A 24896-nucleotide genomic window follows, 5' to 3' on the forward strand; every position below is an offset into this window, starting at 1 on the left:
CGCCTTGCCTCAGCCGTGGGTCACATTGGGGTCGAAAACGGGCATGGGGCCACCAAAGACCTGTTCGACACAGCGTGCGGCGGCCAGCAGGTCCGCCTCGCCGCGCGGTTTGCCGATCAGTTGCAACCCAACCGGCAGCCCCTGCGCGTTCAATCCAACCGGTACCGACATCGCGGGCAAGCCGACCGCCGTCGCGAGAAAGCCGCAATCAAGCCAGTCCATGTAAAAGCTCAGATCCTTACCTCCGACCCGGCGCACCCATTCCTCTTCGACCGGATGGGGCATGCAGCCAACGACCGGGGCCGCGAGCACATCAACCTGCGCAAAAACCGCCTGGGTTTCGTCATAGAGACGCGAACGGACAAGCTGGGACTCGATGATATCGTTCATCTCCAGGCTCAGGCCAAATTGCAAATTGTCTTCCAGCGTCTGCTTGAACCCGTTGCGGATCGCCGGGTCGATGTCGCGCATCAGGCTGGCCCAGAGCAGGCCCCGCTGAACATAATAGGCCCGCCGCATGCCTGACAGATCCGGCGCGACCTCCTCGACCCACGCGCCCGCCCGCGCCATGCTCTGCATCGCTGCGTCGATATGCGCGCGCATGTCGGCATCGACCGCGCTTTCACCCGACAGGTCCGGCAGATACCCGATGCGCAATTCCGTGACCTCGGCCCGGTCGACCGCCGCGAGATAAGGCGTGGCCTCGCGGGGATAGGACAGCGGGTAGCGCGGATCGAACCCGGTCATGGTGTCGAGGAAGAGCGCGCAATCAGCAACAGAACGGGCCATCGGCCCCTGCACGCCCTCGGTGATATAGCCCGCTTGCGCCGGTCCGCCCGCAACAAGCCCCGGACTGGGCCGCAATCCCACCACACCGCAATAGGCCGCGGGGGTTCGCAGGCTGCCGCCGTGGTCCGAGCCATGACTGAGCCAGGCCTGCCCGACAGCAAGCTGTGCCGCCGCGCCACCAGAGGACCCGGCGGGATTCAGGCGAGTATCCCAGGGATTGCGCGTCGCGCCAAAAATGGCGTTGAACGTATTGGCACCCGCCCCGAACTCCGGCGTATTCGTCTTGCCCAGCACCACGCCGCCCCGGGCCTCGATCAGGTCAACCAGCGGATCGGAGGCCTCCGGCACATAATCGGCCAGACCCGGGGTGCCGAAAGTGGTCCGCACCCCGGCCACTGCGGTCAAATCCTTGATGCCAACAGGCAGGCCATGCAGCGCGCCGCGCTCTTCCTCAGGGCGTTTCAGCCCCTGCGCCGCCGCCCTTGCCCGGTCGAAACAGGGCGTCGGCATGGCATTGATCGCCGGATCCGTCTGCGCATGCCGCAGCTGCGCCGCCTCGATCAGCTCAAGCGTCGATACCTCGCCGCGGCGCAAAAGGCTGACCGCGTCAACCGCGCTGAGCGCGCAGAGCTCGGGACCGGAATAGCTGGGGGTTTCTCGGGTCATCTCATATCTCTTCTTAGCGGTTCAGGTCGTATCGGTTCAGGAGGGGCGCCATTGGGTCAACAAGATCAGAAAAACCCGCCGCCGATCTCCATGAGCCCCGAAAGGCACTGATCGGCGGCGGGCAGATCACGTGGCGCCTCAGAGAATAAACTTCTCCCGTGCCTGCAAGAAACCAGTGTCATAGAAGCGTTTGTACTTCGTCGCCTGGCCGACATAGGCGTAATAGGCATCGACGAAACGACGGTGGAAATCGCTCGTTTCCTTCACCTCTTCGATCACCTCGCGGGACGCGTTCTGGATCGCGGCCCAGACGTCATCGGGGAAGGTGTCGATGGTCAGATCCGGCATGGCGCTCAACTTCTCATAGGCTTGCATATGCGCATGCAGCGTGTCGGCGGAGGAGCGGTTGGCCTCGGCCTCGGTCACAGCTTCGACCATGACCCGCTGGCCGTCGGTCAGTGCATTCCAGGCGTCCATGCCGATGCCAAATTCGATGCCGCCGTAAATTTCGACCGGCGACGGCGCATACATATATTTTGCAACGTTATGCAGACCGAAGGCCAGATCGTTCGACGGCCCCACCCATTCGGCCCCGTCCAGCGCGCCGGATTGCAGCGCGGCAAAGATATCACCCGGCGGAATCGAGGTCGGGTTGACGCCAAGCTTGCGCAACACTTCGCCATAAAGACCTGCGGCACGGAAGTTCAGCCCCTTCAGATCATCGAGCGACTGGATCGGTTTCTTGAACCAGCCAGCGGTCTGCAAGCCGGAGCCGCCACCGATGAACACTTTCAGGTTCCGGGGATTGGTGAACTCGTCCAGCAGCTCCTGGCCGCCACCGTAATACATCCAGGCGTGCATTTCGTCGAAGGTCAGCCCGTAGGGCGCCGCCGTGAAAAAAGCATGTGCAATGTCCCGACCGGAAAACCAGGTGCCGGAGCCGTGGTAGACCTCGGCGGTGCCGCTTTCGACGGCTTCCTGTGTGGCGAAAGGGGCCACCAGCTCACCGGCGCCGAACACCTGCACATTGATCGCGCCCTCCGTGATCGCGGTGACGCGCTCGGCCCAGCGAAGGGCGGAGACACCCAGCCCGGGCAGGCCGCGCGGCACCGAGGTGACGAGTTTCCAGTTGTGCTGCGCCTTCGCGCTGGCGATCCGCGGGGCTGCCAGGCTCGCCGAGGCGACGGAAGCGGCGGTGATGAAGGCTCTTCTTTTCATTTCATTATCATCCCTGTTGGTTGGACCGCTCATTTGTAGATCGCGTCGGGGAGCCACGTCGCCAGGTCGGGAACCAGGAAGACGATGGCCAGTGCGACGATCTGCAAGAGGATGAACGGCAAGATCCCCTTGTAGATGTCCATGGTCCTCACGCTCTCGGGAGCGACGCGGCGGAAGTAGAACAGCGCATAGCCAAAGGGGGGCGTAAGGAAGCTGATTTGCAGGTTCATGCTGATCAGGATCGCGAACCAGACGGGATCGACCCCCGCCGCCATCAGCGGCGGACCGGCAATCGGCACCACAATAAAGATGATCTCGACATATTCGATGATGAAGCCGAGCACGAAGATGATCGCCATCACCACCAGCACCGCCGTCAGCTCTCCGCCCGGCAGACCGTGCAGGAAGCTCTCGACCATTTCCTCGCCGTGCAGGCCTCGGAACACCAGCGACAGTATCGTCGCCCCCAGCACGATCAGTGTCAGCATGGCGACCATGCTGGCGGTGTCGACCGCAACGCCCCACACGCCACCGCGGCGCAGTTCTTGCAGCAGCGCGCAAAGGGTGCCGAGGCACAACACGACAAGCGCCACAATGCCGACGCCCCCCGCCAACGGCGAGGCCTGTGCGCCGCCGGAGAGCTTGACCGCAACCAGCACAAGGGCGGCGGGCAGAACGGCCATCAGCAAGGACTTGCGCCAGACCGGCAGCCCCTCGCGGTTCAACGCGGTCATCACCAGCGCCCCCACCGCGCCAAGCGCCGCGCTCTCCGTCGCCGTGGCCACGCCGCCGAGGATCGAGCCAAGCACGATCACAATCAGTAGCAGCGGCATGAGCAGGGAATAAGAAATCTCGCGCAGGTCGGGCCGGGTCCGGTTGCCTGTGGCATCCCGCGTCACGACAGGCGGGCAGCTCGCCGGGGTGCGAAGCGCGGTGAACAGGATATAGAGAATATAGAGCGTCACCAAGAGCAGGCCCGGAATGAAGGCCCCGGCAAAGAGATCCCCAACAGAGACAGGCTCGACCGCCCATTCGCCGGCTGCCCGCCGACCCGCCTGATAGGCCGCCGAGATCTGGTCTGTCAGCAGGATCAGCAGGATGGAAGGCGGAATGATCTGGCCCAGAGACCCCGCCGCGCAGATAACGCCCGACGCCATGGATTTCGAATATCCCGCCTCCAGCATCGCCGGCATCGCGATCATGCCCAGCATGAAGATCGTCGCCCCGATCACGCCGGTGGAGGCCGCCAGAAGCGCCCCGACAATCACCACCGCATAGGCCATGCCACCTTCACGGTCACCAAACAGCGCGCCCGCCGTCAGCATCATTCGCTTGGCGATATTCGACTGCTCCAGAAGCCCCCCCATCAGCACGAAGAGCGGCACCGACAAAAACACATCGTTGGTCAGGATGCCAAAGGCCCGCGACGGGAAGGCGGCGAGAAAGCCCAGATCGAACACGCCAAGCATCGAGCCGAGGAAGGCGACCATCGTGGGCACCCCGATCAGCACAAAGGCAACCGGCGCGCCGGAGAGGATACCGACCAGAAGCGCCGCGCCAAGAAGAACCAGAAGCGCGCCGCTCATGTCACATCGCTTTCGTCAGTCTGATGGTTTCGGTAGAGTCCGGGCCGGAGCCCCAGGATCAGCGCGACGATGGCAAGCGTGGCAAAAAGCAGCGCCGTGATCGTCTTGAGGATGAAGAACCCCGGCAGGCCACCCAGAGTCGGAGAGCTTTCCAGAACCCGCCAGGAGGTCTGCACCATCGGCACAGATTTCCACGCCGCCCAGGCCATTGCCGGAAACAAAAGGCCCAGAAGAGCGATGCGGTCTATCCACCGGCGCAGGACGGGCGGGAACCGCTGACTCATCACATCGACGCGCACGCTTTCATTGCGCAGCATCACACCGGTCAGCGGCAAGGAAACGATGAAAAAGAAAAGATAGGTCAGCAGGTCGGTGGCCCATGGCGCGCCGATCGAAAAGACATAGCGCAGGGCGACGACAATGATCTGCGCCATCAGCAGCGATATCACCGCGACCGCCGCCAGTCCGCGCAGCGTGCCCGCAAAACTGAATCGCGGGCGGGTCCGGGATTGGTGAGACAGGGAGTCGGTCATCCTACACCCCCAGGGCCAGGCCGTCTTTGCGCGGATCGCTGCCTCCGGTCAAAAGGCCGGTGGCCACATCGCGGCGGATCGCCTGCGCCCCGCCCATACCGACCGGCGGGCGTTGCACCTTGTGTCCCATCTCTTCAAGCTTGGCCGCGACACTGTCGTCAAAGCCCAGTTCCAGATCAAGCACACCCGTGGTGATGTCGAGGAAACTGCGCGGCGCGTCGATGGCAGCCTGGATGTCCATGCCGTAATCGACAAGGTTAGAGACCAAATGACCGTGGCCCGTCGCCTGGTAAGCCCCGCCCATCACGCCAAAGGGCATCGCATAAACGCCGGGCTGTTCCAGCAGGCCGGGAATAAGCGTATGCAGCGGGCGCTTGCCGCCTTGCAGCTCGTTCACATGGCTCTCTTCCAGCGTAAAACCGGCGCCGCGGTTCTGAAGCCCGATCCCGAACCGTTCCGACGCAAAGCCGGAGCCAAAGGGCCAGAAGATCGAATAGATCAGCGACACGCATAGCCCGTCGCTATCCACCACGGTGATATAGACCGTATCCTTGTGCAAAGCCTCTGTTCGGGGTTGGATCAGGCTGCCGGCCCGTTTCGGGTCGATTTCCGCCGCCAGCGCATCAATCGCCGCCTCGGACAGCATCCCGTCAAGGGAAAGCCCCTCGCTCCCCGGATCGCCAACAAAGAGATTGCGCGCACCATAGGCCAGGCGCGTGGCCTCGGCCTCCAGATGGACCCGCTCTGCCCCGTTGGGGTCCAGCGCTCCGATGTCGAACTTTTCCAGCAGCGCGGCGATCAGAAGGGCGGTCGCCCCCTGCCCGTTCGGTGGCAATTCGACCAGATCATGCCCGCGATAAGTGCGGCGGATCGGTGTCACCGCGTCGGCGCGGGTCTTGGCAAAATCGTCGGCCGTGTGCAGGCCACCGGCGGCCCGCAGGCTCGACAGAATGTCCTCCATGATCGGGCCCTCGTAGAAGGCGGCGACACCATCCTTGGCAATCAGCCGGAGCGCCTCGGCCTGGCCGGGTGCAACAAAGATGTCGCCCTCGCGGTAGGGCTTACCGTCCTTCAGGAAATGCTCTCGCCCCGCGCCCTGAAGCCGGTGGCTGAAATGATCCGCGTCGATGGCGGTCCGGCGGTGCACCGGCACGCCGGTTTCGGCATAGTGGATCGCCGGGGCCAGCACCGTTGCCAAATCCAGCTTGCCCTGTTCCGCGATCAACCGCCCGAAGGCATCGACGGCTCCGGGAACGGTGACGGAATGCACCGACCCAAGATCAATGGACTGCATCCCCTGCGCACGCAAGTCGGCCGCGTTCAGCGCCGCCGGCGCACGGCCCGATCCGTTCAGACCACGGCTTTCGCCGGTCTTGGCGTCATGGATCAACGCAAACACATCACCGCCCAGCCCGGTCATCGCAGGCTCGCAAAAGCCGAGCACGACCGCCCCGGCAACCGCCGCATCGACAGCATTGCCCCCCTGCGCCAGAATGTCGATCGCCGCACGGGCGCCAAAGGGATGCGACGTGGCGCACATCGCGCCGGTGGCAAACATCTGTGCGCGGCCGGGGCCGAGATATGCATGGCTCATCAGGTTCTGCCTTTTTCCTTGGGCGCATCCGGGCGCGCCGCCGTTTCATCAAAGAATTTCTGGAGCGAGATCAGCGCCTGGGCGATATGTTCGCGCATCAAAGCCGCGGCGCGGTCGCTATCGCCCGCCAGCACGGCCTCGGCGATGTCGGCGTGCTGACAATGCGGACGCCCCAGATCGGCGTCGTAGCTTTCCATGGTGAACAACGCAGCGCTGTAGGGGGTGATCTTCAACCGGGTCTCTTCGGCGACGGTCTTGAGCATCCAGTTGCGCGCGCCGTCATGCAGCAAGCCGTGAAACTCGAAATCCATCTCCAGCGCAGCCGCGCGATCCTTGCGCGCGGTGATGTCCTCGGACGCGGCGATCAGGGCACGCAGGCGCAGACGTTCGGCTTCGTTGAAGCGGACGGCGGCACGGGCAGCACAGAGCGCCTCGATCTCTCCCATGGCCTCAAACGCCTCGCTCAACTCGGTGCGGTCAAAGCTGCGCACAACCGCGGACCGCCGAGGCCGGATTTCGACCAGGCCAGAGGCACCAAGCTGTCGGATCGCCTCGCGGATCGGCGTGCGTGACACGCCAAACCGTTCCGCGAGCGAATGTTCATCAAGGCGATCTCCGGGTTTCAATGTCCCGAGAAGAACGAGGTCGGCGAGTTTTTGTCGAAGCGTATGCGGCATGGGGTCTCCTGTTCCCGCTACGCTAGCTTTCGATTCTGCATTCTGTAAAGCAAAATTGCATACAATTTCGATTTACGGCATACTAATACTGATATCCGATTGATTTTATGTGTTTATTTATACCGCTGAGGACGAGGCATCTTGACGATGGTAGCGAGGAGATCCAAGACTGAGCCCCCCCCGCGACATTCAAAGACTGGCAAAAACAGCGCTTCGCCGTTTGCCGCCTTGTCGCGGCACGAGGTCAGTTCCACAAATGCGCTGGCTGCGAAGTGAGCACCAGATGTGCTTGTCTGGCCTGCGTCAGGGCTGGCGCGCGGCGGCGCACAGATAGCTTTCGATCGCCAGACTGACCCGCTCAGCCAGCCCTTGCCGGGGCAGCAGGCCCTCGCCGGCGGCGTTCACCAATCCGCGCCCGATCAGCACCGCGGTGAGAAGGTCGTCCTGCGCCAAGGCTCCGAAACGCTGCGCCAGCAGGCCCGAGGAGATCGTCGCGATCTCTTCTGCCATCGCTGCCGCTTCGGGGCCAAGCGGAAAGCTGCGTTCGACAAGTTCCAATGCCGCCGCCAGCTTTGGCCGTGCAAATTGATGGCGTATGGAGGCGGCAATCATCGCCTGCAAGGCCGCCTCGCCATGCGCCTGAATGGCCCGCAACTCGGCCAATAGGGCCTCGCGTTCGCGCCGGATGAGACTGACGAGGATGGCATGTTTGTCGGGGAAATACTGATACAGCGTTCCGATGCTGACCCCGGCGCGCTCGGCGATCCGATTGGTGTTGAGCGCCTCCCTGCCCTGCTCCTCCAGAATACGAGCTGCGGCCTCGACAATGGCCGCGCAGGTCTCGATCGCGCGGCGCTGGGTCGGTGTTTTTCTGGGCGTCGGCAGCGCGGATGTCATCGGATCAGGATGCGAGTTGAGAAACTGAGCAATTGCTTGAAAATTAGTGTCACCTGACCTCATTGCAAGCCGAAAGCCTGATCCCATGACCCAAACCACGGTTTATTCCCACCCGCTCACCCTTTTTATTCTGGTTCGGGCGCTGCCCGCCTGGCTGGCGTTGTCGCGCGCCGAACGCCAGGACATCGCGGCCAGCGCCTTGCCGCGCGACGACACGCAGGTTCGTCTCTTCGACTGCGAAGCCTTCTCGGCCATGTGCTCGGATATCTGGATGTTGTCGGCACCCGGCGTCGGGGCGCTGAATACGGCGATGGAGCGTCTGCGCGACACGCCGCTCTTTGCGCAGCCCTATTTCGACTTTGTTGCGATCCTGCCGGTGATCGAAAATGGCTGGAGAGATTTCGAAGCCGCAGAGGCAGGGCAGGCCTGACATCGCCAAAGCCCGGCATGCGCCGCCTCAGGACAGCTTACCAAGCCTCGCGTCCAGGAGGCGTGCCCGATAGGCCCGTGGCGTTTCTCCGGTGACGGATCGAAACGCGCGGGTAAAGCTCGCGGTTTCGCCATAGCCGCTGCGCTCTGCGATCTCCAGCACGCTGAGCTTGGTTTCCAGCAAAAGCCGCGTCGCCCGGTCGATGCGGTTGCGCCGGACCAGATCGCGAAAGGAGCTGCCCTCGGCGCGCAGACGCCGCCCGAGGGTGGACGCGCCAACCCCCAGTTGAGCCGCAACACGCACCAAACTGGGCTCCTGCCCGTCTGCAAGCCCCGCAAGGGTCTGACGGACCTCCTCGGTAAAGGTCTGGATCGTGTGGTCAGGCCGGTCCAGAAGCTGGATGTAATGCTGCATCAAGGCAACCAGATTGGGATCTGCCCCCGGCGCACGGCGATGCACATCCTCGGGGCGGAACCAAATCGCGTTGCGATCCTGATCAAAGAACACCGGGCAGCCCAGCAAGGCCTCTTGCCGCTCCGGCCGCGCAGGTCCGGGATGTTCGAACCAGACTTCCGCCGGGGCGTAGCCGGGGCCAAGCAGCAGCCGGATCAGGTGATTGACATAGCCGAGCGAAAACTCGACGTCGTGGCGGCGGGGTGACATATCGTCGTCGGTGATCCTGTAGCGCACATGGGGCGCGGGATCGCTGCGGACCTCAAAGAGGGTTGCGTCCTGAATTGTGAAGACACTTGACGCCAACGCGCGTACCGCCTGGATCAGATCCGGCGAGGCGACAAAGATATACCCCGCCGGCCCAACCAGTTCCGGGCCCATGCCCGAGGACAGCTCCAGGCCAAAACAGTCCCGTCCCAGCCTTTCCGCCACCCGATCAAACAGCCGCAAATAGGCCGCAAAGGGCAAGGTTCCATGAGGATCGCGCACATCGGCCCGCCGCAGGTTTTCGCTGGCCAGAAGGCTGTGAACTTCCGGGTCCGGCAGCTGCGCAGAGTTCAGGATCGCATTCAGGATCTTTGCCTGGATGCGCGGAATTCTCTGCCGCTCGGTTGTTTCGGTCCGCATGTGCTCAAAACTATCAATTTTTTGACGAAACAGATCAAGCATGGCGCAACCTATTCCCTACCGTCAAGGGTACGCAACGAGCCCGGACAACCGGGCCGGACACAACAGGGAACTAAATTATGAGTGAAACGCACAGCCGTTTCGCGACCGTCGCCATTGTTGACACGAACGGATTGCTTCGGGGTCAAAAGGTGCGGGGCGCGGATATACCGGGACTTCTGGAGCACGGACCGGGCATGTCGCCCGTGCAGCTGGCCCTGGATCCCACCGACGAAATCCTGGACATGCCGGGCATCACCGACGACAGCGCCGATTTCCATGACACCGATCTGGCCGTCGATCCCTCCAGCCTGCGGCATATCCCGTTCGAGCGCGACGAGGACAATCCGCTCTACCTCGCAGAGTTCACCGGTGCGGCGGCGGAGTTCTGTCCCCGCTCCCTGCTGCGCCGGGTGCTGGCGCGGGCCCGGGACATGGGGCTGACGCCCAAAGTGGGCATCGAGCTGGAGTTCACCCTGTTTGACGAAACCGCGCGCTCGCTCGCGGCCAAGGGCTATGACGGGCTTGATACGGCCACCGCGCACCCCAGCCATGACCTGATTATCTATCAGGCCGCACAGGCGGATCTCTATGCCGAGGTTGCCGACATGTGCGGCCCGCTCGGCATCGGGCTGGGCAAGATGCACGAAGAAATCGGCGGCGGTTTCATGGAGGCCTGCATTGCCGCCACCTCGGCGCTGGAAGCGGCAGATCAGGCGGCGCTGTTCAAGAACTTCATCCGGGTGCTGGCGATGCAGCGCGATCAAACCGTCTGTTTCATGCCGCGCTGGAGCGAAACTGCCGACAGCCAGTCCTCGCATATCCACCTGTCGCTGAGCGGCGCCGATGAAACGCCGCTGTTCTGGGATGCCCGCGCCCCGGCCCGGATGAGCGAGAGCTTTGGTCATTTCATCGGCGGGATGCAGCACTATCTGCCGGCGATGATGCTGATTTTCGCCCCCACGGTGAACAGCTGGCGTCGCTTCGCCGAGGGGACATTTGCACCGCCGGCATTTTCGTGGGGGGTCGAAAACCGCACCACCGCGTTTCGCGTTGTCGGCCACGGGCCACGGTCGATGCGGGTTGAAAACCGCCTGCCGTGTTCGGATGCGAACCCCTATCTGGCGCTGGCGGCGACGCTGGCGGCCGGGTTGGCCGGGATCACCGAACAGATCGCGCCTTCTGATCCGACCAGGGGCAATGGCTACGTCCCCGGCTCCGCCATCGGCCCCGCGCTGCCCGCCAGCATGGAGGAGGCGATCGCGGCCTTGCGCGGCTCGGGTTTTGCCGCAGAATGGCTTTCGCCCCGTTTTGTCGAGACTTTCACCGCCACCCGTGACCACCAGCTTCGGCAGTTCGACGGCAAGACGCTGATCGACGAACGCCGTCGCTTCTTTGAACTGGGGTGAGCATGAAAATCGGTATTCTTGAATGCGGCAGCAACCGTCCCGAATGGGCGCAATACGGCCGCTTTGCGGATTGGTTCCCGCCGCTTCTGTCGCAGGCTGGCCTGGATTTCGAAACCCAGGCCTGGAACGTATCGGAAGGCGAATTCCCCTCCGGCCCGGAGCTCTGCGACGCCTGGCTGCTGACCGGTAGCCCCGCCAGCGCGGTGGACGATGCGCCCTGGCAACTGGCGCTGAGCGAGTTCCTGCGCCCGGTGATCGGCCAAACGCCGGTGATCGGCATTTGCTATGGTCACCAGCACCTGCACCGGATGCTGGGCGGCACCGTCGAGGAATGCCCCGATTGGGGCGTCGGCGTGCAGCACTATGCGCTGAAAGACGCGCCGGACTGGCTGGAGGATCAAGCCGACGCGGCGGGCTTTGACCTGGTGGCGCTGCATCACGATCAGGTCACACGCCCGGCGCCGGATACACGCGTCTTCGCCGGATCGGCGTTTTGCCCCTATGGCGTGACCCAAATCGGCCCCTGCACGCTGACCTTTCAACCGCATCCCGAAATGGACCCGGCCTTTGCCGCCGAGGTCTATGATTTTGAACGCCACCGCATTGGCGAGTCCGAAACCGACGCGGCCTTGCGGACATTGGACCACCCCCGCGACACCAGCCGCGCCGCGCGCTGGATCATGGGCTTCCTTGCGCATCAATTGGAGGACAGGACATGACCACAACCTTGAATGCCCCCGAAACACGGATCGACCTGTCCGACGCCGGTCTCTGGCAGGACGGCCCGCCGCGCGCCGAATTTGCCCGCCTCCGGGCCGAGACGCCGGTGGCCTGGAACCCCCGCCACGACGGTCATCGCGGGTTCTGGGCGGTGACGCGCTATGACGACATCGTAGAAGTCTCCAAGGACACCGAGACGTTTTCCTCCCGCAACGGAGTGATTTCGCTGGACGATTTTGACGACGCACAGAACGACAAACGCCGCACCCTCCTGGAAATGGACCCGCCGCAACATGGCAAGATGCGGATGCTGACACTGCCCGGGTTTACCCGGCGCGGCGTCGGCGGCCTGGAGGAAGATGTGCGCAGCCGTGTGGCCGCGCTCCTTGACCAGATCACCGATGCCGGCAGCTTCGAGGCGGTGGAGACGCTGACCAAACAGGTGCCGATCATCACGCTCTGTTCCCTGCTCGGCATCCCGACCGAGCGCACGGCGGATCTGATCCGTTGGTCGGATATGCTGATCGGCTCGGATGACCCGGATTTCGTCGATCCGATCGTCGAGCAATACTCCGAGCAAGAGCGCCGCATGATGCCCTTTGGCCACCCCGCCGCGCTTCAGGCCTTTGAGATGGGTCGCGCGCTGGCGGCCGACCGGCGTGCCAATCCGCGCAGCGATGTGATCACCATGCTGGTTCAGGCCCAGGTTGATGGCCGCCCGCTGACCGAGGATGAATTTCTCAATTATTTCCTCATGCTGGTCGTTGCAGGCAATGAAACCACGCGCCACACCATGAGCCACGGGCTGCGCGCGCTGGCGGATCATCCTGCCGAATGGGATCGTTTCCGGGCGGGCGGCATCAAGAGCCAGACCGCCACGGATGAGATCCTCCGCTGGGCCAGCCCGGTGCATTTCGTGCGTCGCATCGCCACCCGAGAGACCCGGCTGGGCGAGGTCACCATTGCCAAGGGCGACAAGGTGGCGATGTATTTCACCTCCGGCAACCGGGACGAGGCATATTTCGAGGCGCCGGACCGCTTTGACATCGGACGCGAAAAGAACCCGCATATGGCCTTTGGCAAGGGGGGGCCGCATTTCTGCCTTGGCAATTATGTCGCCCAGCTTCAGGTGCGGGTGTTGATCGAGGAACTGGCCAAGCGCGTCGCCCGGATCGAAACGACAGGCCGGGTCGACCTGCTGCGCTCAAACCACATCCACGGCGTCAAAGCGCTCGATCTGGCGTTCCACTCCGCATGAATTGCTTGCCGGGAGGCTGGCCAGCCCTCTGCGCTGGCCTCCCGCACAGCGCGTGACCAAGCGGGGGCTGATCGGGTCATGCCACTTGGGATTGTATGCGCTGGCGGCAGGGGGGATAGTGGCCGTATGACCGCTGAAACAGAGTTCTCCTTCGCTGCGCTTTCCGATTCGGCGCGACGGCATATCCGGGTGTTTCAGGCCCATCAGTTTCTTGATCGCTTTGCGATGGGATTGACGGTGTCTGTTGTGGCCCTGGCATTGAGCGATCGAGGCATGGATCTCTTTCAAATCTCGCTGCTCTTTGGGGTCTACTCGCTCACCACCATGGTGATGGAGCTGCCGTTTGGCGGTCTGGCAGACAGTATCGGGCGCAAGCCTGTCTTTCTGACCGCGGTCATCGCCAGTTTGGTGTCGCTTTCGATTTTTCTCTCGACCCGCGATTTTTATGTGCTGGCGCTGTCCTTTGCATGTATCGGTTTTGGCCGTGCGCTTCGGTCGGGCACGCTTGATGCGTGGTTTGTCGAAACATTCAGGGCCAGCGCGCCAAATGTGGATGTCCAGCCCGCGCTGGCAAAAGCGCAATGGGCCAATGCTGTCGGCTTGGCCCTCGGGGCCGTCCTCGGCGGACTTCTACCCGATATGCTGGGCCAGGTCGCAACACAGCTGGGTTTCAGCATCTATGACGTCTCCTACGCGGCGAGCTTTGCCGTAATGTTAGTCGTTTTTGCCTTCACCACATTCGCCATTGTCGAGCAGCCGCGCCCCATGAACCTGGCCGCGCTCAAGCTAGGCTTTGTGATCGTGCCGACGGTAATAAAGGATGCAGGTCTTCTGGCCCTCAAACATCCCGCATTGTCGATGCTTCTGGCTGCGCTGGCCTTCTTCTTGATGGCGAGCAACCCGGTCGAGGTGATCTGGCCGACATATGCAAAACCGATGTTGGATGAAGGCTATGCCAATACCGTAATCGGTGTTGTCACTGCGTCGTATTTCTTTGCGATCGCGCTTGGCGCCTCTGTGTCATCGCACATCAGCCGGTTCTTCAAGCGGCGACACGCGCGGACGCTGGCGGCGAGCTATGCGGGCTTGGCCGGCGTTCAGATCGCATTGGCTTTGCAAGGCAATATCATCGGCTTTTTGGCGGTTTTCATCCTGTATTCCGTGATCCTCGGCGTCAGCGAAACACCGGCGAGCAGCATTCTGCATCGCTGCGTCGAAGACCGTCAGCGGTCGACCATGCTATCGCTCAGATCGCTGATACAACAATTGGGGGCCGCATTTGGTCTGACTTTGGCCGGCGCGATCGCCGATCTCTATTCCACGGCTGTCGCATGGATCCTGGGAGCAGGGTTTCTTGTCATCGCCGCGATCCTGGCCTTGATGCTGGCCAAACGACTGAACACAGAACCGGATCGCTGAGAGTTCCACGGCGCAGCCTCGCCGCGCGACCGGATGCAAAGCGGTCGCTGCGGGCTTGGGCTATGAAGCGGAGCTGTGCAGGTGATGAAAATCGCGGCTGAAATAAACAAGCCCCGCCCCCGGGCGCGCTGACAGATGCACGCCCTGCACTTCGCAGAACATGACGGAATGGGTGCCCTGCTCCAGCACGCTGCCGATCCGGCAATCCAGCGCGACATTACTGTCGGTCAGCACCGGCGACCCGGTGGCCAGCGTGGTCCATGTACCCTGGGCAAAGCGGTCCACGCCTTCGACATAGCGCGCAAAGGTGTTGCAAAGATCCTGATGCTGGCTGGCCAATACATTCACGCAAAGCGCCCCATTGCGCAGGAACTTGTCGTGCACAAAGCTGCCCCGGTTGATGCAGACCAGGACCGTGGGCGGGCTGTCGGTCACCGAACAGACCGCCGAGGCAACCAGCCCGTGCTTGCCCGCTGGCCCGTCGGTGGTCAGCAGGTTCACCGCCGCGCCCATGCGGCTCATGCCTTCGCGAAAGGCGATCTGGTTCTCGGTCAGCTCCATGTCGTCCCCTCTCATATATCGAGCACAAGCGTGCCGCGCCCGCGCGAACAGCAGACGCACATCTGGTCACCATCCTCGCGTTCCTCATCCGTCAGGAACTGGTCGCGGTGGTCGATATCGCCGCTGATAACATCGGTGACGCAGGTGCCGCAAACACCCTCTTCGCATTTGACCTCGACCTTGATGCCATGCTCGGCGAGCTTCTTGGCTATGGTGTCATCCGGGCCGATGGTCAGCGTCACGCCGGAAGCGCGCGCCTCGACCTCGAAACTGTCGCCGCTCAGCTCCACATCCGCCGAAAAATACTCGCGGTGAACATTCGCCGTGGCGTGCCCTGCCGCTTCGGCGGTGTTGATCACCCAATCCATGAAACCTTGCGGGCCGCAGACATACAGGTGGGTATCCGGCGACGGCGCGGGCAGGTCACGCGCCAGGTCGAGCTTTTGCGCCGCGTCTTCGTCGTCGTGGTGAAACACCACCCGGTCGGCAAAGGGCGCGGCCTTGAGCTCCTCGTAGAATGCTGTCACGTCGCGGGAGCGCGTGCAAAAATGCAACGTGAAATCCTTGCCGATCGCATGCAGCCGTCGCGCCATGGCGATCATCGGCGTGACGCCAATGCCACCGCCGAGCAGCACGGTCTTGGTCGCGCTTTCCTCCAGCGGGAAGTGATTGCGTGGCCCTTCGACCTTGAGCGCCGCACCCGGTTGCGCCACCCGATGCACCTCCAGAGACCCCCCGCGCGAGGCGGGATCCTTCAGCACGCCGATCTCGTAATAGCCGGTCTCGGCAGGGTCGGAACACAGCGAATACTGCCGCCAGAGATCGACCTCCGGCAGGTAGAGATCAAGATGCGCCCCGGCGGTGACCGGCGGCAGATTGTCGCCCACCAGCCGGATGCGCGCGATATCGCCCCTGTCGTCGATCCGTTCGGAAACGGTGAGGGTCAAGGTCTGATTGTCTGTCATATCAAGGCTCATCTCATGTATATCCCGCCGTTCACGTCCCAGCAGGCACCGTTGACGAAGGCCGCGCGCGGCGCCGCGAGCATCGCGACAAGTTCGGCAACGAACTTCGGATCGCCCAAATCGCCCACGGGGATGTTTTTCTTGGCGGCGTCGATATTGTCACCCAGCACCTCGCGCACCATGGGCGTATCCATCGGGCCCGGCGCGATCGCGTTGCAGGTCACGCCAAAGGGCGCAAGGTCACGGGCAAAGATCTTGGTCAATGTCAGGATCGCGCCCTTTGAAGCCGCGTAATGCGCCCCCGTGGCAGTGCCCCCATTCTGCCCCGCCAGCGAGGCCATGTTGACGATCCGCCCATAGCCGCGATCCTTCATGTGGCGGCCAAAGATCTGGCAACCGGCAAAGGTGCCGCCCGCGTTGGTGGCCATCACCTCGTTGAAAAAGGCGGGGTCGATCTCCAGCACCGGCTGCACGGCGGTGCGGGCGGCATTGTTCACCAGCACCTCAACCGAGCCATAGAAGGTGATGCACTGGTCCAGCACGGTCTGAAAGTCCTCCGGCTTGGTCACGTCCAGCGTCGCGGTGGTGGCGGTTTCGCCGGAAAGATCCAGCTCTGACGCCAGCGCCTTGGCCGGTTCCGGGTCCATATCGGTGATGACGACGCGGAACCCTTCGCGGTGCAGGGCGCGGGCGACCTCGGCCCCGAAGCCGCGCGCACCGCCGGTGATGACGGCGGTCTGGATCTGATCAGGCAAGGGGGCCACCATCAGAACAGATAGCTGAACGAATTCAGCATCCCGTCGGAGTTCAGCAGGCGGATCACCTTCTGATGCAGTTTGAAGCCCTCGTCCGTGGCCTTGAGCACATAGCGGACATTCCCGGCCCAGCTGCGCTGGCGGCCGAACTTGTCCTCGATCAGGTGTTCGGCGGCGCGGACGGTGATCAGATCGCCCTCGGCTTTGTCGATCACGATCCGGCTGACGGTGCGCACGGTCACCGCCGGCGGCGCCGAGGAAATAGAGAACCCCGCCTGAAACCGCCCGATCCGGTCGCGGCGCATCTTGGCATTGTCATAGCAGAGGTTCAGTTGATTGGCGTAATCCTCGCCCTCGCCGATCGGCATGATGTACATGCCATCCTCGGTCCAGAGGTCCAGCCAGTCGTCATAGGCGCAGGCGTCGAGCAGGTCGGCCTCCTGCCACAGGAACCGGGTCACATCGGCGAGCAAGGCGCCAGCGTCGATCTTGGACATCTCGGTCATGCCATCATCCTCTTCCACATCTTGTAGGCAGCGCGCATGCCCGTCTCGGCGCTGATATGGCCGCGCGGACCAGCGGTGCCGGGTTCCTCATCGACCAAGCCACGGTTCACCAGGATCGGCAGTTGCTCGCCGCCCTTGGTGCCGCGCTGCACGCGCTCCCAGACCTCGGCGTCATCGGGGCTGCCAAAGCCCATCGGCCCCTGGAAATGCTCATGCAGACGCATCCGCATCTGGTTCGCCGCCTGCGGGCCGCCCTCCATACCAAGCGCCATATGGCGAATGTCGGTCTGCTCCACGCTGACAGGGGTCAGCACGCGGAAGAAGGCGAGGCTGAAGGACACATTGGGGAACAAATTCAAGTTGAACCCGGCCCCGCCAACGGCGCGGACGATGCGGCGCACCTGGTCCTCGGGGTAGCCCTCGTCGCGCAGCTCCTGCGCCAGCTCTTCGAAACGGGCCGGGATCGGATCGTCGAGATTGGCCTCCAGATCCTCCAGCTCGGGGATCATCATCATCACCGAATGGCCGTTGCCCAGGTCCTCGACCCAGCCGCGCCCCTTGTCGAGGAAATCGAACATCTCATTCGTCGCGCCATCCAGCGATTGCAGGAAGCTCTTGTGCACGACCGGGAAGTGATAGGCGTCGGTGGTGTTCTCCAGCTGCACCTTCCAGTTCATCGGCACGGTGAACTGATGTTCACCCAGCACCTTGACCGGGAAACCGCCGCCCTGCTTCATGAAGAGGTCGATATAGCGGCAAACCTCGGCACCGAGGAAATCGGTCAGGGGTTCGATGTCATCGTTGAAGGTCGCGAAGACCATGCCCTGATAGGACTCGGTGCGCAGCTTCAGAAGCCCATGCTGTTCCTTGTTGAAATCATCGCCGTATTGCTCGGGGTAGGGCAGCGCGCGCAGGCTCCCGTCGAGCCCGTATCCCCAGCCGTGATAGGGGCACTGGAAGGACGCGGTCTTGCCCTTCTTCACCTCGCAGACGGTCGCGGCACGGTGGCGGCAGCGGTTGACCATGACGTGGATCACGCCCTTGCGGTCCCGCACCACAATCACCGGCTCAAGGCCGACATGGGACAGCTTGAACGACCCTTTGTCGGGAAATTCGCTTTCATGAGCCACAAAGACCCAGGTGCGTTTAAAGACCTTTTCCATCTCTTCGGCAAAGAGATCGGGGTCTTCATACATTTCGGTGGCAACCTTGGCGTTCTCTTCATCATAGAGCGCGTCGAGATCGCTGAATTTCGGCATATCAAGCGACATGTCTCAGCTCCTGTGTTTCGCGGGAATTTCCAAGGCACGGCCCATGCGCGCCTCGACGGTCATGTATTTCCACAAGCGGTCGTTGCCTTCACCGACCACGATGGTGCGCAACAGGTTGCAGGCAGCCTGCACCGTGGCGCGGTCGGGGAAATCGGCCAGGATGTACCAGGTGAAGGGAAAGCCCTGCGTCGCGCCGACCATGGTCTGGTCGTCGTCAAAGGTGCCGACGATTTCGACCCCCTCCAGATCTGCAATGCCGCGCATCAGCGCCTGCGTTGCGGTCCAGACCGGGCCGATCTGGTCAAACGGCAGCGAGAAGAACGTCGGGTGGTTGTTGAAGCACAAAAGCGTGCGGATGGGTTGCGGTTCGGACATCGGGACCTCCTCAGGGGTAGCCGGGCATGGTGGGTTCGTCGAACATCGCGGCACCGGCCCCGGTCAGCGTGCCTTCCGACAGGAAGGCGTGCTGCGCGACGGAGGCGGCGTCGATCATGTTGCGAATAAGCGGGTGGCCCTGCTCGATGGCGTTGGAGCCACCAAGCGCAAAGGCCATGCGCGCGGCTTCGGCACCGTCCTTGGCGGCCTTTGACGCAACCAGCCGCAGGCGGATGTGCAGGTCGCGGTCAACCTTTTCGTTGTGCTCGAGCTGCTCCCAGGCTTCGTCGAGCGTGTCGTAAAACATCGCTTGCGCGCCCAGATAGAGGCTGCGCGCCTTGGCGTATTCGGTTTGCAGATAGGGCCGTGCGCCGGGTTTGGGCGCGCCGGTCACGGACTGGCGGCTGCCGGACTCGTGAATGAACTCCAGATTGGCCCGCGCCGCACCCAGCGCCACAACCGCCAGCACCTGGCTGGCCAGCGCCATCGAAGGGTAGCGAAATTGCTTGTCGTCCATGGTCGGGGTCGATCCCCGCACGAATGTCCATTCGCGCGGCACCACGACGCCATCGACCTTGATGTCATGGCTTCCGGTCGCGGCCAGGCCCACGGTGTTCCAGGTATCGACCACCTCGACCTTGTCGCGTGGCATGATCGCGATCAGTGGCAGCTTGGTGTCGTTGTCCTCGACCTTGATGCCAGCCCCGGCCAGATCCGCCCCCATGATGCCAGAGCCCCAGGGCCATTGACCGCGCACCTCATAGCCGCCGGGAACCGTCTTGGCAGGCTGCGGCGGAAACATCGCCCCAGCAAAGACGGTATCGGGGTTCTTGCCGAAGATCTCGGCATAGGTGTCCACCGGCAGCGTCGCGAGATAGGTCGCCGAGACGCCAAAGCTCGCCACCCAGCCGGCAGAGGCATCGGCGGCGGCGATGTCTTCGATCAGCCGGCAAAAGGCCGAGGGCGATTTTGCATCGCCGCCGAAACGTTCCGGCACGAAGGCACGATAGACGCCAAGACCCTTGAACTGGTCCACCACATCCTGCGGGATATGGCGCAGGGCCTGGAACTCGCCAGCGCGCGCCCGGATATCGGCAAGGACCCTCTCCTTGCTATCAGGCCTCTGCGCCGTTGCGGCTTGAGCATTCATTCCTCTTCCTCCGTCAGAAAATAGCTACAGGTGGCCGCCATCCATTCGGCGATCGCGCAAAGCCGCGCGTCCTCGCCCTTGCGGCCGATGATTTGCAGGCCAAGCGGCACCTCTGCCTTGACGGGCAGGACGATCGCCGGATGGCCGCTCAGATTAAAGGGACGCAGAAAGCGGGTCAGCGGCAGCACCTTTGATGGCTCTGCCGCCTCGCTCAGCAGCGGCGGCACCATCGGCAGCGCCGGCGTGATGAGCGCATCGACCTTTGCCAGCGCGGCATCGACCTCTGCGGTGAAACTGACGCGGATCTCTTCCGCCTGCACCAGCTGCGCCGAGGTGATTTCCCCGGCCGCCGCAATCCTGGCCCGCACGTCGTCACCAAGGCGCGGATCTGCCAGCAGGCGATAACAGGCCGCATAGGTTTCCACGCCGATAATGGTCATCGCCGCATCAAAGGCATCCTCCAGTCCGGGCAATTGGACATAGCCCGCCTCCGGCAGGCCCTCCATCATGCCATAGACCAGCGGCTCTCCGACTGCCGGATCAAGATCCCGCGCCTGCACCCGCGCCAGACGCGGCGCCCGGGTCAGGGGCTCGGGCGTGAACTCGGGGTCCATCGCCGCCATCATGCGGGTCAGCATCGCAGGGCTGCGGCCAAAAACGCCAACGCAATCAAGGGAGGACTTGGCCGGGTGACAGCCCTTGCGACTGATCCGTCCAAAGCTGGGCTTGATCCCGTAGACGCCGCAGCAGATCGCGGGCTGGCGCACCGACCCGCCGGTATCCGTTCCGATCGCGGCATCACACAGGCCCGCCGCCACCGCTACCGCGGACCCCGAGGAGGACCCCCCCGGAATTCGATCCGGCCAGCGTGGGTTCACCGGGGTTCCGAATCCCGCATTGATCCCGGTCATGCCATAGGCCAGCTCGTGCATCTTGGCCTTGCCGATGATGCGTGCCCCGGAACCCAGCAGAGCCTCGACAACCTGCGCATGACTATCAGCGGGCGGCTGATCCCGAAGCGCAGCAGAGCCCGACGCGGTGACCTGCCCGGCGATGTCGATACAATCCTTCACCACCACCGACAGGCCGCCTTCGGCCCCAAGCTCAAGCGGGCCTAGCAGTGCAGAATATTGATCCGTCAGAGCGGTCATCGCGCGGTTCCCTGTTGAACATTGGCCCATCTGTGGCGTGAGCATTACGGTAAAATTACCGCTTAAATGATCTAGGTCAAGAATTTTCACGTGAATTTTGAATTGTTCTTTCGTGATCGCCCCAACTTCGCTACATTACGGGAAAATTACCACAACCCGGAGGAGCACTATGTCACAAGAAACCATTGCCAAGCTGGAACAGCGGCTCGCGATTCTCGAAGCAGAGGCCGAAGTGCGTCGGGTTCAGGCGCGGTACATGTTCCTGTGCGACACGCCGAACCCGGAGTTTGGCTCAAATGACGACGCCGACCGAATCGACCGGATCATGGAGCTTTTCGCCCCCGAAGCGGTCTGGGAAGGCGTTGGCGAATATTACGACAACCAGTTCGGCCGCGCCGAAGGTTGGGACGCGGTGAAAAAGCACTTTCAGGGGTTCTGGGGCGGCAAGACCGATCCGGCGCTGATCCTGAACTGTCATTATCTCACCTCCGAGCAGATCCGCGTGTCGGACGACGCGATGACCGCCGAAGGCAATTGGGTCCACATGCAGCCCTGGCTGTTTTCGGACGGCAAGGCGCTGTTGCGCTCGTCGCGGCTTTGGAACAGCTATCGCAAATGCGAAGACGGCAAATGGCGCTACACCCGCAACCGCACCGAGAACGTCTTTGTCGCGCCGCTGCCTGCGACCTGGGCGTCGGACTATCCCTCGGCGTCGGTGCTGATGCAGCCCTGAACCAGCCGCAAGCGCATCAAAAAAAAGCCCGCCGACCGGCGGGCTTTTTCATATCTTGACCCGTGATGCGTCAGCTATAGGCGACACAGACGGCCTTGGTTTCCAGGAAGTTGTCGAGCGCGGTGGAGCCGTGTTCGCGGCCAAGCCCCGACTGTTTGAAGCCGCCAAAGGGCATGTTCTGATCGGGGATGTTATGGCTGTTCACCCAGACCGTCCCGGCCTGCACCTTGGGCACCAGGCGCATGACCCGGTTGATGTCCTTGGACCACAGCGACGCACCCAGCCCGTAGCGCACGTCATTCGCCATCGCGATCACCTCGTCTTCGGTGTCAAAGGGCGTGATTGCCGCGACCGGACCAAAGACCTCCTCCTGCATCAGCGCACAGCTCGGCGCGGCCCCTTCGAACAGTTGCGGCGCAACGAAATAGCCGTCGGACGGCGCGGTCAGATCGAGCAAAGGCGTGGCCCCATCCGCAATGCCGCGTTCAATGGCGGCGGTCACATGGGCCTGATGCTTGGCGCTGACCAGCGGGTTGATCTGGTTGGCCGGATCCATGCCTGGGCCGATCGGCAGCGAGGACACGATGCCCTTGAGCGTGCTTACCGCCTCGTCATAGATGCCGCGCTGGATGAACAGACGCGCGCCCGCGCAGCAGGTCTGGCCGGTGTTGAGAAAAATACCGATGCCGGTGGCCGGGCCAAGCAAGCTCAGATCCATATCATCAAACATCACCATCGGCGCCTTGCCGCCAAGCTCCAGCGTCACCGGTTTCACATCCTGCATGGCACGCGTGCCAATCTTGATGCCGGTATCGGTAGAGCCGGTAAAGGTGACCTTGTTCACCCCCGGATGCGCAACCAGCGCGGCACCGACCGCACCGCCGCCTGTCACCACGTTCACCACTCCGTCGGGAAAGCCCGCCTCGCGGATCAGCTCAACCAGCCGCAGCGAGGTCAGCGGCGTTTCCTCGGCGGGTTTCAATACCACCGTGCAACCCGCCGCCAGCGCCGGGGCAATTTTCCAAACCGCCATGTTCAGCGGGAAATTCCAGGGCGTGATCGCGGCCACAACGCCAACCGGCTCCTTGCGGGTGAAGGCCGTGTACTGCGTGCCCGGCGGGATGGCGATGGAGACATCCAGCGTCTCGCCCCGGATCTTGGTCGCGTAGCCGGCCATGTAGCGAATGTATTCCGCCGAGGACATCACCTCGATCAGGCGGCTCATCATGATGGATTTGCCGTTTTCCAGCGTCTCGATCTGCGCCAGCTCCTCGCCGTTTTCCTCGATCAGGTCAGCCAGCTTCAGCATCAGGCCAGTCCGTGCCGCGCCCGACATCGCGGCCCATGGCCCCTGCATCGCGGCCGCGGCGGCGCGCACGGCGCGGTCCACGTCCGCCTCGCTCGCCTCGGGCACCTGCGCCAGGACGCTGCCGTCGGCGGGGTTGAAGACATCGAAGCTGCCGGCCTCGCCGGCACAGCTTTGACCGCCAATCAGCATTTGGGGCGCGTCGAGGAACGCGGTGACGTCGGGGGCGACCCCACCGGGGGCCTGATCTGGTGCGCCAATACGCATGGGTATCCGCCTCTGTGCTCTCGGCACTTGGCTTTTAAGAATGAGTCTCTGCGGATGGATCCTCGGCCCAATCGCGCAGCGTCGTGCGCAGGGCCTGGACCACGATCAAAACGATGGCGATGACCAGCAGCGCCGAAATCGGGCGGCTGACGAAATCCAGCGGGCTTTCGATCCGGGCGGCGGCCGCCCGCAGCTTCACTTCCATGATATTGCCCAGCACCATCCCAAGGATGATCGGCACCACCGGCAGGTTCAACCGCTTAACGATCAGCCCAAAGACCCCAAAGCCCGCCGCCACAAGGCAATCCACCGCCGAGTTGCGCAGCGAATAGATGCCGACGAAGCTCAGGATCAGAATACCCATGCCGAGGAACCGCGTCGGCACCCGGATCAGGTGGATCAGCAGGTTCGACGACACCAGCATCCACAGAATGACGATGATGTTCAGAACGATCAGCGCGAGATAGAGCGCATAGACAAAATCCAGCTGGTTCTGGAACAGGTTCGGCCCCGGCACCACGTTGTGCACATAAAAGACCGACAGCATCATCGCGGTCAGCGCCTCGCCCGGAATGCCAAGCGCGAGCAGCGGGATCATGGCGGCGGCGGGCACGGCGTTGTTGGCGCTTTCTGATGCGACAAGCCCCTCGGGGCTGCCCTTGCCAAAGCTGTCCGGGTCCTTGGAAAATCTGCGCGCGGTGGTGTAGCTCAGGAACTGTGCGGTGAATTCACCAACACCGGGAATCATGCCCATCAGAACGCCAAAGCCCGATCCGGTCAGCGCCACCCGCTTGTAGCCCAGCACCTCGCGCACGGCGCCGCCCATCGACCCCGAGACCGATTTCGCATCCGGCGCGCTTTCCGGTTCGACCATCAGCACAAAGGCCTGCGAGATCGCAAACAGCCCAAGCACCACGACAATCAGATCCAGCCCCGACGTGAGCCACGCCAGCCCGAAGGTAAAGCGCATGGTATAGTTGACCGGCTCCATCCCGACGCTTTGCAAGAGGATGCCGAAACCGGCCATCATGCCCGCGGCCGCCATCTGCCCTTTATGCGCGACGATCACCAGCACGACGCCCAAAAGCGCCGCCAGGAAAATCTCGCGCGAGCCAAACATCGGTGCCACCTTGGCCAGAACGGGGGCCAAAAGGATCAGCACCACGACCGAGAAAATCGCGGAAAAGAAGCTGGCGCCATAGGCCAGGCCAAGCGCCCGCAGCGCCTCGCCGCGTTTGGTCATCGGATAGCCGTCATAGGTGGTCAGCGCGTTGACGGCGGTGCCCGGTGTGTTGATCAGGATCGCGGGCAGCGAGCCGCCGTACATCGACGAGCCATAGATGCCCAAGAGCAGCGTCAGCCCGACCAGCGGCTCCATCGAGAAGGTCGCGGGCAAGAGGATCGCGATCGCCACCGCCGGGCCAACCCCGGGGATGGCCCCGATGATCACGCCACCGATCGAGCCGATGAACAGCGCCACGATGACCTGCCAATGCAGCAGGTGATCCGCCGCGAGAAAGAGCGTTTCCAACATCTACGGG

24 protein-coding genes are annotated in these 24896 nt (G+C 63.1%); 6 read left to right on the forward strand and 18 right to left on the reverse strand.

The annotated features are described in order from the left end of the window. Positions 1–9 precede the first annotated feature (9 nt). The 7 genes from HCZ87_RS01640 to HCZ87_RS01670 form a co-directional block, all read right to left on the reverse strand. Complete coding sequence (locus HCZ87_RS01640) at positions 10–1455, reverse strand: amidase (RefSeq protein WP_167642027.1); 1446 nt, start codon at positions 1453–1455, stop codon at positions 10–12. Positions 1456–1593: 138 nt separating this feature from the next. After that, the gene (locus HCZ87_RS01645; protein WP_167642028.1) at positions 1594–2673 is read right to left on the reverse strand and encodes a TRAP transporter substrate-binding protein; all 1080 of its coding nucleotides are present in this window, start codon (positions 2671–2673) and stop codon (positions 1594–1596) included. Between the two features lie 29 nt (positions 2674–2702). Beyond that, positions 2703–4259: a TRAP transporter large permease subunit gene (locus tag HCZ87_RS01650; RefSeq protein WP_167642029.1), complete on the reverse strand. Its 1557-nt coding sequence runs from the start codon at positions 4257–4259 to the stop codon at positions 2703–2705. Beyond that, positions 4256–4792, reverse strand: coding sequence for a TRAP transporter small permease subunit (locus HCZ87_RS01655; protein WP_167642030.1), 537 nt, complete (start codon positions 4790–4792; stop codon positions 4256–4258). Before HCZ87_RS01655 ends, HCZ87_RS01650 begins: the two co-directional genes overlap by 4 nt. Position 4793: 1 nt before the next feature. Then, positions 4794–6386, reverse strand: coding sequence for a gamma-glutamyltransferase family protein (locus HCZ87_RS01660; protein ID WP_167642031.1), 1593 nt, complete (start codon positions 6384–6386; stop codon positions 4794–4796). Continuing rightward, positions 6386–7063: a GntR family transcriptional regulator gene (locus tag HCZ87_RS01665; RefSeq protein ID WP_167642032.1), complete on the reverse strand. Its 678-nt coding sequence runs from the start codon at positions 7061–7063 to the stop codon at positions 6386–6388. Before HCZ87_RS01665 ends, HCZ87_RS01660 begins: the two co-directional genes overlap by 1 nt. A gap of 303 nt (positions 7064–7366) precedes the next feature. Next, positions 7367–7960, reverse strand: coding sequence for a TetR/AcrR family transcriptional regulator (locus HCZ87_RS01670; protein ID WP_167642033.1), 594 nt, complete (start codon positions 7958–7960; stop codon positions 7367–7369). 85 nt (positions 7961–8045) lie between these two features. Here HCZ87_RS01670 and HCZ87_RS01675 point away from each other — a divergent pair, with 85 nt between their 5' ends. Beyond that, the gene (locus HCZ87_RS01675; protein ID WP_167642034.1) at positions 8046–8390 is read left to right on the forward strand and encodes a darcynin family protein; all 345 of its coding nucleotides are present in this window, start codon (positions 8046–8048) and stop codon (positions 8388–8390) included. A 27-nt stretch (positions 8391–8417) separates the two neighbouring features. Here HCZ87_RS01675 and HCZ87_RS01680 read toward each other — a convergent pair whose 3' ends face one another. Continuing rightward, entirely contained in the window at positions 8418–9470 is a 1053-nt protein-coding gene (locus tag HCZ87_RS01680) for an AraC family transcriptional regulator (RefSeq protein ID WP_167642035.1), read from the reverse strand. A 119-nt stretch (positions 9471–9589) separates the two neighbouring features. Between HCZ87_RS01680 and HCZ87_RS01685 the strand changes: the two genes are divergently transcribed. The 4 genes from HCZ87_RS01685 to HCZ87_RS01700 all read left to right on the forward strand — a co-directional run bounded on the left by HCZ87_RS01685 (position 9590) and on the right by HCZ87_RS01700 (position 14315). After that, positions 9590–10918: a glutamine synthetase family protein gene (locus HCZ87_RS01685; protein WP_167642036.1), complete on the forward strand. Its 1329-nt coding sequence runs from the start codon at positions 9590–9592 to the stop codon at positions 10916–10918. 2 nt (positions 10919–10920) lie between these two features. Beyond that, positions 10921–11637 carry a type 1 glutamine amidotransferase gene (locus HCZ87_RS01690; RefSeq protein WP_167642037.1) on the forward strand — a complete coding sequence of 239 codons (717 nt, stop codon included), beginning with the start codon at positions 10921–10923 and terminating at the stop codon, positions 11635–11637. Continuing rightward, positions 11634–12896 (forward strand): cytochrome P450, encoded by a 1263-nt coding sequence (locus HCZ87_RS01695; protein WP_167642038.1) that lies wholly within the window; start codon positions 11634–11636, stop codon positions 12894–12896. Before HCZ87_RS01690 ends, HCZ87_RS01695 begins: the two co-directional genes overlap by 4 nt. Positions 12897–13022: 126 nt before the next feature. Then, positions 13023–14315, forward strand: coding sequence for an MFS transporter (locus HCZ87_RS01700; RefSeq protein WP_167642039.1), 1293 nt, complete (start codon positions 13023–13025; stop codon positions 14313–14315). 60 nt (positions 14316–14375) lie between these two features. Here the strand turns inward: HCZ87_RS01700 and HCZ87_RS01705 are convergent, their stop codons facing one another. From HCZ87_RS01705 to HCZ87_RS01740, 8 genes are read right to left on the reverse strand one after another with little or no spacing between them, the layout of a single operon-like run. Next, entirely contained in the window at positions 14376–14876 is a 501-nt protein-coding gene (locus tag HCZ87_RS01705; protein WP_167642040.1) for a flavin reductase, read from the reverse strand. Positions 14877–14887: 11 nt separating this feature from the next. After that, positions 14888–15841, reverse strand: coding sequence for a PDR/VanB family oxidoreductase (locus HCZ87_RS01710; RefSeq protein WP_254868486.1), 954 nt, complete (start codon positions 15839–15841; stop codon positions 14888–14890). 8 nt (positions 15842–15849) lie between these two features. After that, entirely contained in the window at positions 15850–16605 is a 756-nt protein-coding gene (locus HCZ87_RS01715) for an SDR family NAD(P)-dependent oxidoreductase (RefSeq protein ID WP_368484068.1), read from the reverse strand. A 2-nt stretch (positions 16606–16607) separates the two neighbouring features. Then, positions 16608–17102: an aromatic-ring-hydroxylating dioxygenase subunit beta gene (locus tag HCZ87_RS01720; RefSeq protein WP_167642043.1), complete on the reverse strand. Its 495-nt coding sequence runs from the start codon at positions 17100–17102 to the stop codon at positions 16608–16610. Then, positions 17099–18373: a Rieske 2Fe-2S domain-containing protein gene (locus HCZ87_RS01725; protein ID WP_167642044.1), complete on the reverse strand. Its 1275-nt coding sequence runs from the start codon at positions 18371–18373 to the stop codon at positions 17099–17101. Before HCZ87_RS01725 ends, HCZ87_RS01720 begins: the two co-directional genes overlap by 4 nt. 3 nt (positions 18374–18376) lie before the next feature. Next, a complete protein-coding gene (locus HCZ87_RS01730) occupies positions 18377–18748 on the reverse strand; it encodes a hypothetical protein (protein ID WP_167642045.1) in 372 nt (123 codons plus the stop codon). 10 nt (positions 18749–18758) lie between these two features. Continuing rightward, positions 18759–19898, reverse strand: a complete 1140-nt coding sequence (locus HCZ87_RS01735; protein ID WP_167642046.1) for an acyl-CoA dehydrogenase family protein — start codon at positions 19896–19898, stop codon at positions 18759–18761. Next, on the reverse strand, positions 19895–21049 hold the full coding sequence (locus tag HCZ87_RS01740; RefSeq protein ID WP_167642047.1) for an amidase: 1155 nt from the start codon (positions 21047–21049) through the stop codon (positions 19895–19897). The genes HCZ87_RS01735 and HCZ87_RS01740 overlap by 4 nt, the downstream gene beginning before the upstream one ends. A gap of 169 nt (positions 21050–21218) precedes the next feature. Between HCZ87_RS01740 and HCZ87_RS01745 the strand changes: the two genes are divergently transcribed. Continuing rightward, positions 21219–21782 carry a nuclear transport factor 2 family protein gene (locus HCZ87_RS01745; protein ID WP_167642048.1) on the forward strand — a complete coding sequence of 188 codons (564 nt, stop codon included), beginning with the start codon at positions 21219–21221 and terminating at the stop codon, positions 21780–21782. Between the two features lie 70 nt (positions 21783–21852). Here HCZ87_RS01745 and HCZ87_RS01750 read toward each other — a convergent pair whose 3' ends face one another. Both HCZ87_RS01750 and HCZ87_RS01755 read right to left on the reverse strand, forming a co-directional pair. Further along, positions 21853–23355, reverse strand: a complete 1503-nt coding sequence (locus HCZ87_RS01750; RefSeq protein WP_167642049.1) for an aldehyde dehydrogenase — start codon at positions 23353–23355, stop codon at positions 21853–21855. 34 nt (positions 23356–23389) lie between these two features. Beyond that, complete coding sequence (locus tag HCZ87_RS01755; RefSeq protein WP_167642050.1) at positions 23390–24889, reverse strand: tripartite tricarboxylate transporter permease; 1500 nt, start codon at positions 24887–24889, stop codon at positions 23390–23392. Positions 24890–24896: the final 7 nt, after the last annotated feature.

This window comes from Phaeobacter sp. HF9A (assembly GCF_011806385.1).
Lineage (GTDB): Bacteria > Pseudomonadota > Alphaproteobacteria > Rhodobacterales > Rhodobacteraceae > Epibacterium.

What these genes read in the sequence shown, in the direction of transcription:
- HCZ87_RS01735 (WP_167642046.1), bottom strand. Translation starts at nt 19,898, where the DNA reads ATGAATGCTCAAGCCGCAACGGCGCAGAGGCCTGATAGCAAGGAGAGG.
- HCZ87_RS01725 (WP_167642044.1), bottom strand. Translation starts at nt 18,373, where the DNA reads ATGTCGCTTGATATGCCGAAATTCAGCGATCTCGACGCGCTCTATGAT.
- HCZ87_RS01650 (WP_167642029.1), bottom strand. Translation starts at nt 4,259, where the DNA reads ATGAGCGGCGCGCTTCTGGTTCTTCTTGGCGCGGCGCTTCTGGTCGGT.
- HCZ87_RS01755 (WP_167642050.1), bottom strand. Translation starts at nt 24,889, where the DNA reads ATGTTGGAAACGCTCTTTCTCGCGGCGGATCACCTGCTGCATTGGCAG.
- HCZ87_RS01720 (WP_167642043.1), bottom strand. Translation starts at nt 17,102, where the DNA reads ATGACCGAGATGTCCAAGATCGACGCTGGCGCCTTGCTCGCCGATGTG.
- HCZ87_RS01745 (WP_167642048.1), top strand. Translation starts at nt 21,219, where the DNA reads ATGTCACAAGAAACCATTGCCAAGCTGGAACAGCGGCTCGCGATTCTC.
- HCZ87_RS01660 (WP_167642031.1), bottom strand. Translation starts at nt 6,386, where the DNA reads ATGAGCCATGCATATCTCGGCCCCGGCCGCGCACAGATGTTTGCCACC.
- HCZ87_RS01645 (WP_167642028.1), bottom strand. Translation starts at nt 2,673, where the DNA reads ATGAAAAGAAGAGCCTTCATCACCGCCGCTTCCGTCGCCTCGGCGAGC.
- HCZ87_RS01680 (WP_167642035.1), bottom strand. Translation starts at nt 9,470, where the DNA reads ATGCGGACCGAAACAACCGAGCGGCAGAGAATTCCGCGCATCCAGGCA.
- HCZ87_RS01700 (WP_167642039.1), top strand. Translation starts at nt 13,023, where the DNA reads ATGACCGCTGAAACAGAGTTCTCCTTCGCTGCGCTTTCCGATTCGGCG.
- HCZ87_RS01750 (WP_167642049.1), bottom strand. Translation starts at nt 23,355, where the DNA reads ATGCGTATTGGCGCACCAGATCAGGCCCCCGGTGGGGTCGCCCCCGAC.
- HCZ87_RS01675 (WP_167642034.1), top strand. Translation starts at nt 8,046, where the DNA reads ATGACCCAAACCACGGTTTATTCCCACCCGCTCACCCTTTTTATTCTG.
- HCZ87_RS01705 (WP_167642040.1), bottom strand. Translation starts at nt 14,876, where the DNA reads ATGGAGCTGACCGAGAACCAGATCGCCTTTCGCGAAGGCATGAGCCGC.
- HCZ87_RS01665 (WP_167642032.1), bottom strand. Translation starts at nt 7,063, where the DNA reads ATGCCGCATACGCTTCGACAAAAACTCGCCGACCTCGTTCTTCTCGGG.
- HCZ87_RS01710 (WP_254868486.1), bottom strand. Translation starts at nt 15,841, where the DNA reads ATGACAGACAATCAGACCTTGACCCTCACCGTTTCCGAACGGATCGAC.
- HCZ87_RS01730 (WP_167642045.1), bottom strand. Translation starts at nt 18,748, where the DNA reads ATGTCCGAACCGCAACCCATCCGCACGCTTTTGTGCTTCAACAACCAC.
- HCZ87_RS01740 (WP_167642047.1), bottom strand. Translation starts at nt 21,049, where the DNA reads ATGACCGCTCTGACGGATCAATATTCTGCACTGCTAGGCCCGCTTGAG.
- HCZ87_RS01640 (WP_167642027.1), bottom strand. Translation starts at nt 1,455, where the DNA reads ATGACCCGAGAAACCCCCAGCTATTCCGGTCCCGAGCTCTGCGCGCTC.
- HCZ87_RS01695 (WP_167642038.1), top strand. Translation starts at nt 11,634, where the DNA reads ATGACCACAACCTTGAATGCCCCCGAAACACGGATCGACCTGTCCGAC.
- HCZ87_RS01670 (WP_167642033.1), bottom strand. Translation starts at nt 7,960, where the DNA reads ATGACATCCGCGCTGCCGACGCCCAGAAAAACACCGACCCAGCGCCGC.
- HCZ87_RS01685 (WP_167642036.1), top strand. Translation starts at nt 9,590, where the DNA reads ATGAGTGAAACGCACAGCCGTTTCGCGACCGTCGCCATTGTTGACACG.
- HCZ87_RS01655 (WP_167642030.1), bottom strand. Translation starts at nt 4,792, where the DNA reads ATGACCGACTCCCTGTCTCACCAATCCCGGACCCGCCCGCGATTCAGT.
- HCZ87_RS01690 (WP_167642037.1), top strand. Translation starts at nt 10,921, where the DNA reads ATGAAAATCGGTATTCTTGAATGCGGCAGCAACCGTCCCGAATGGGCG.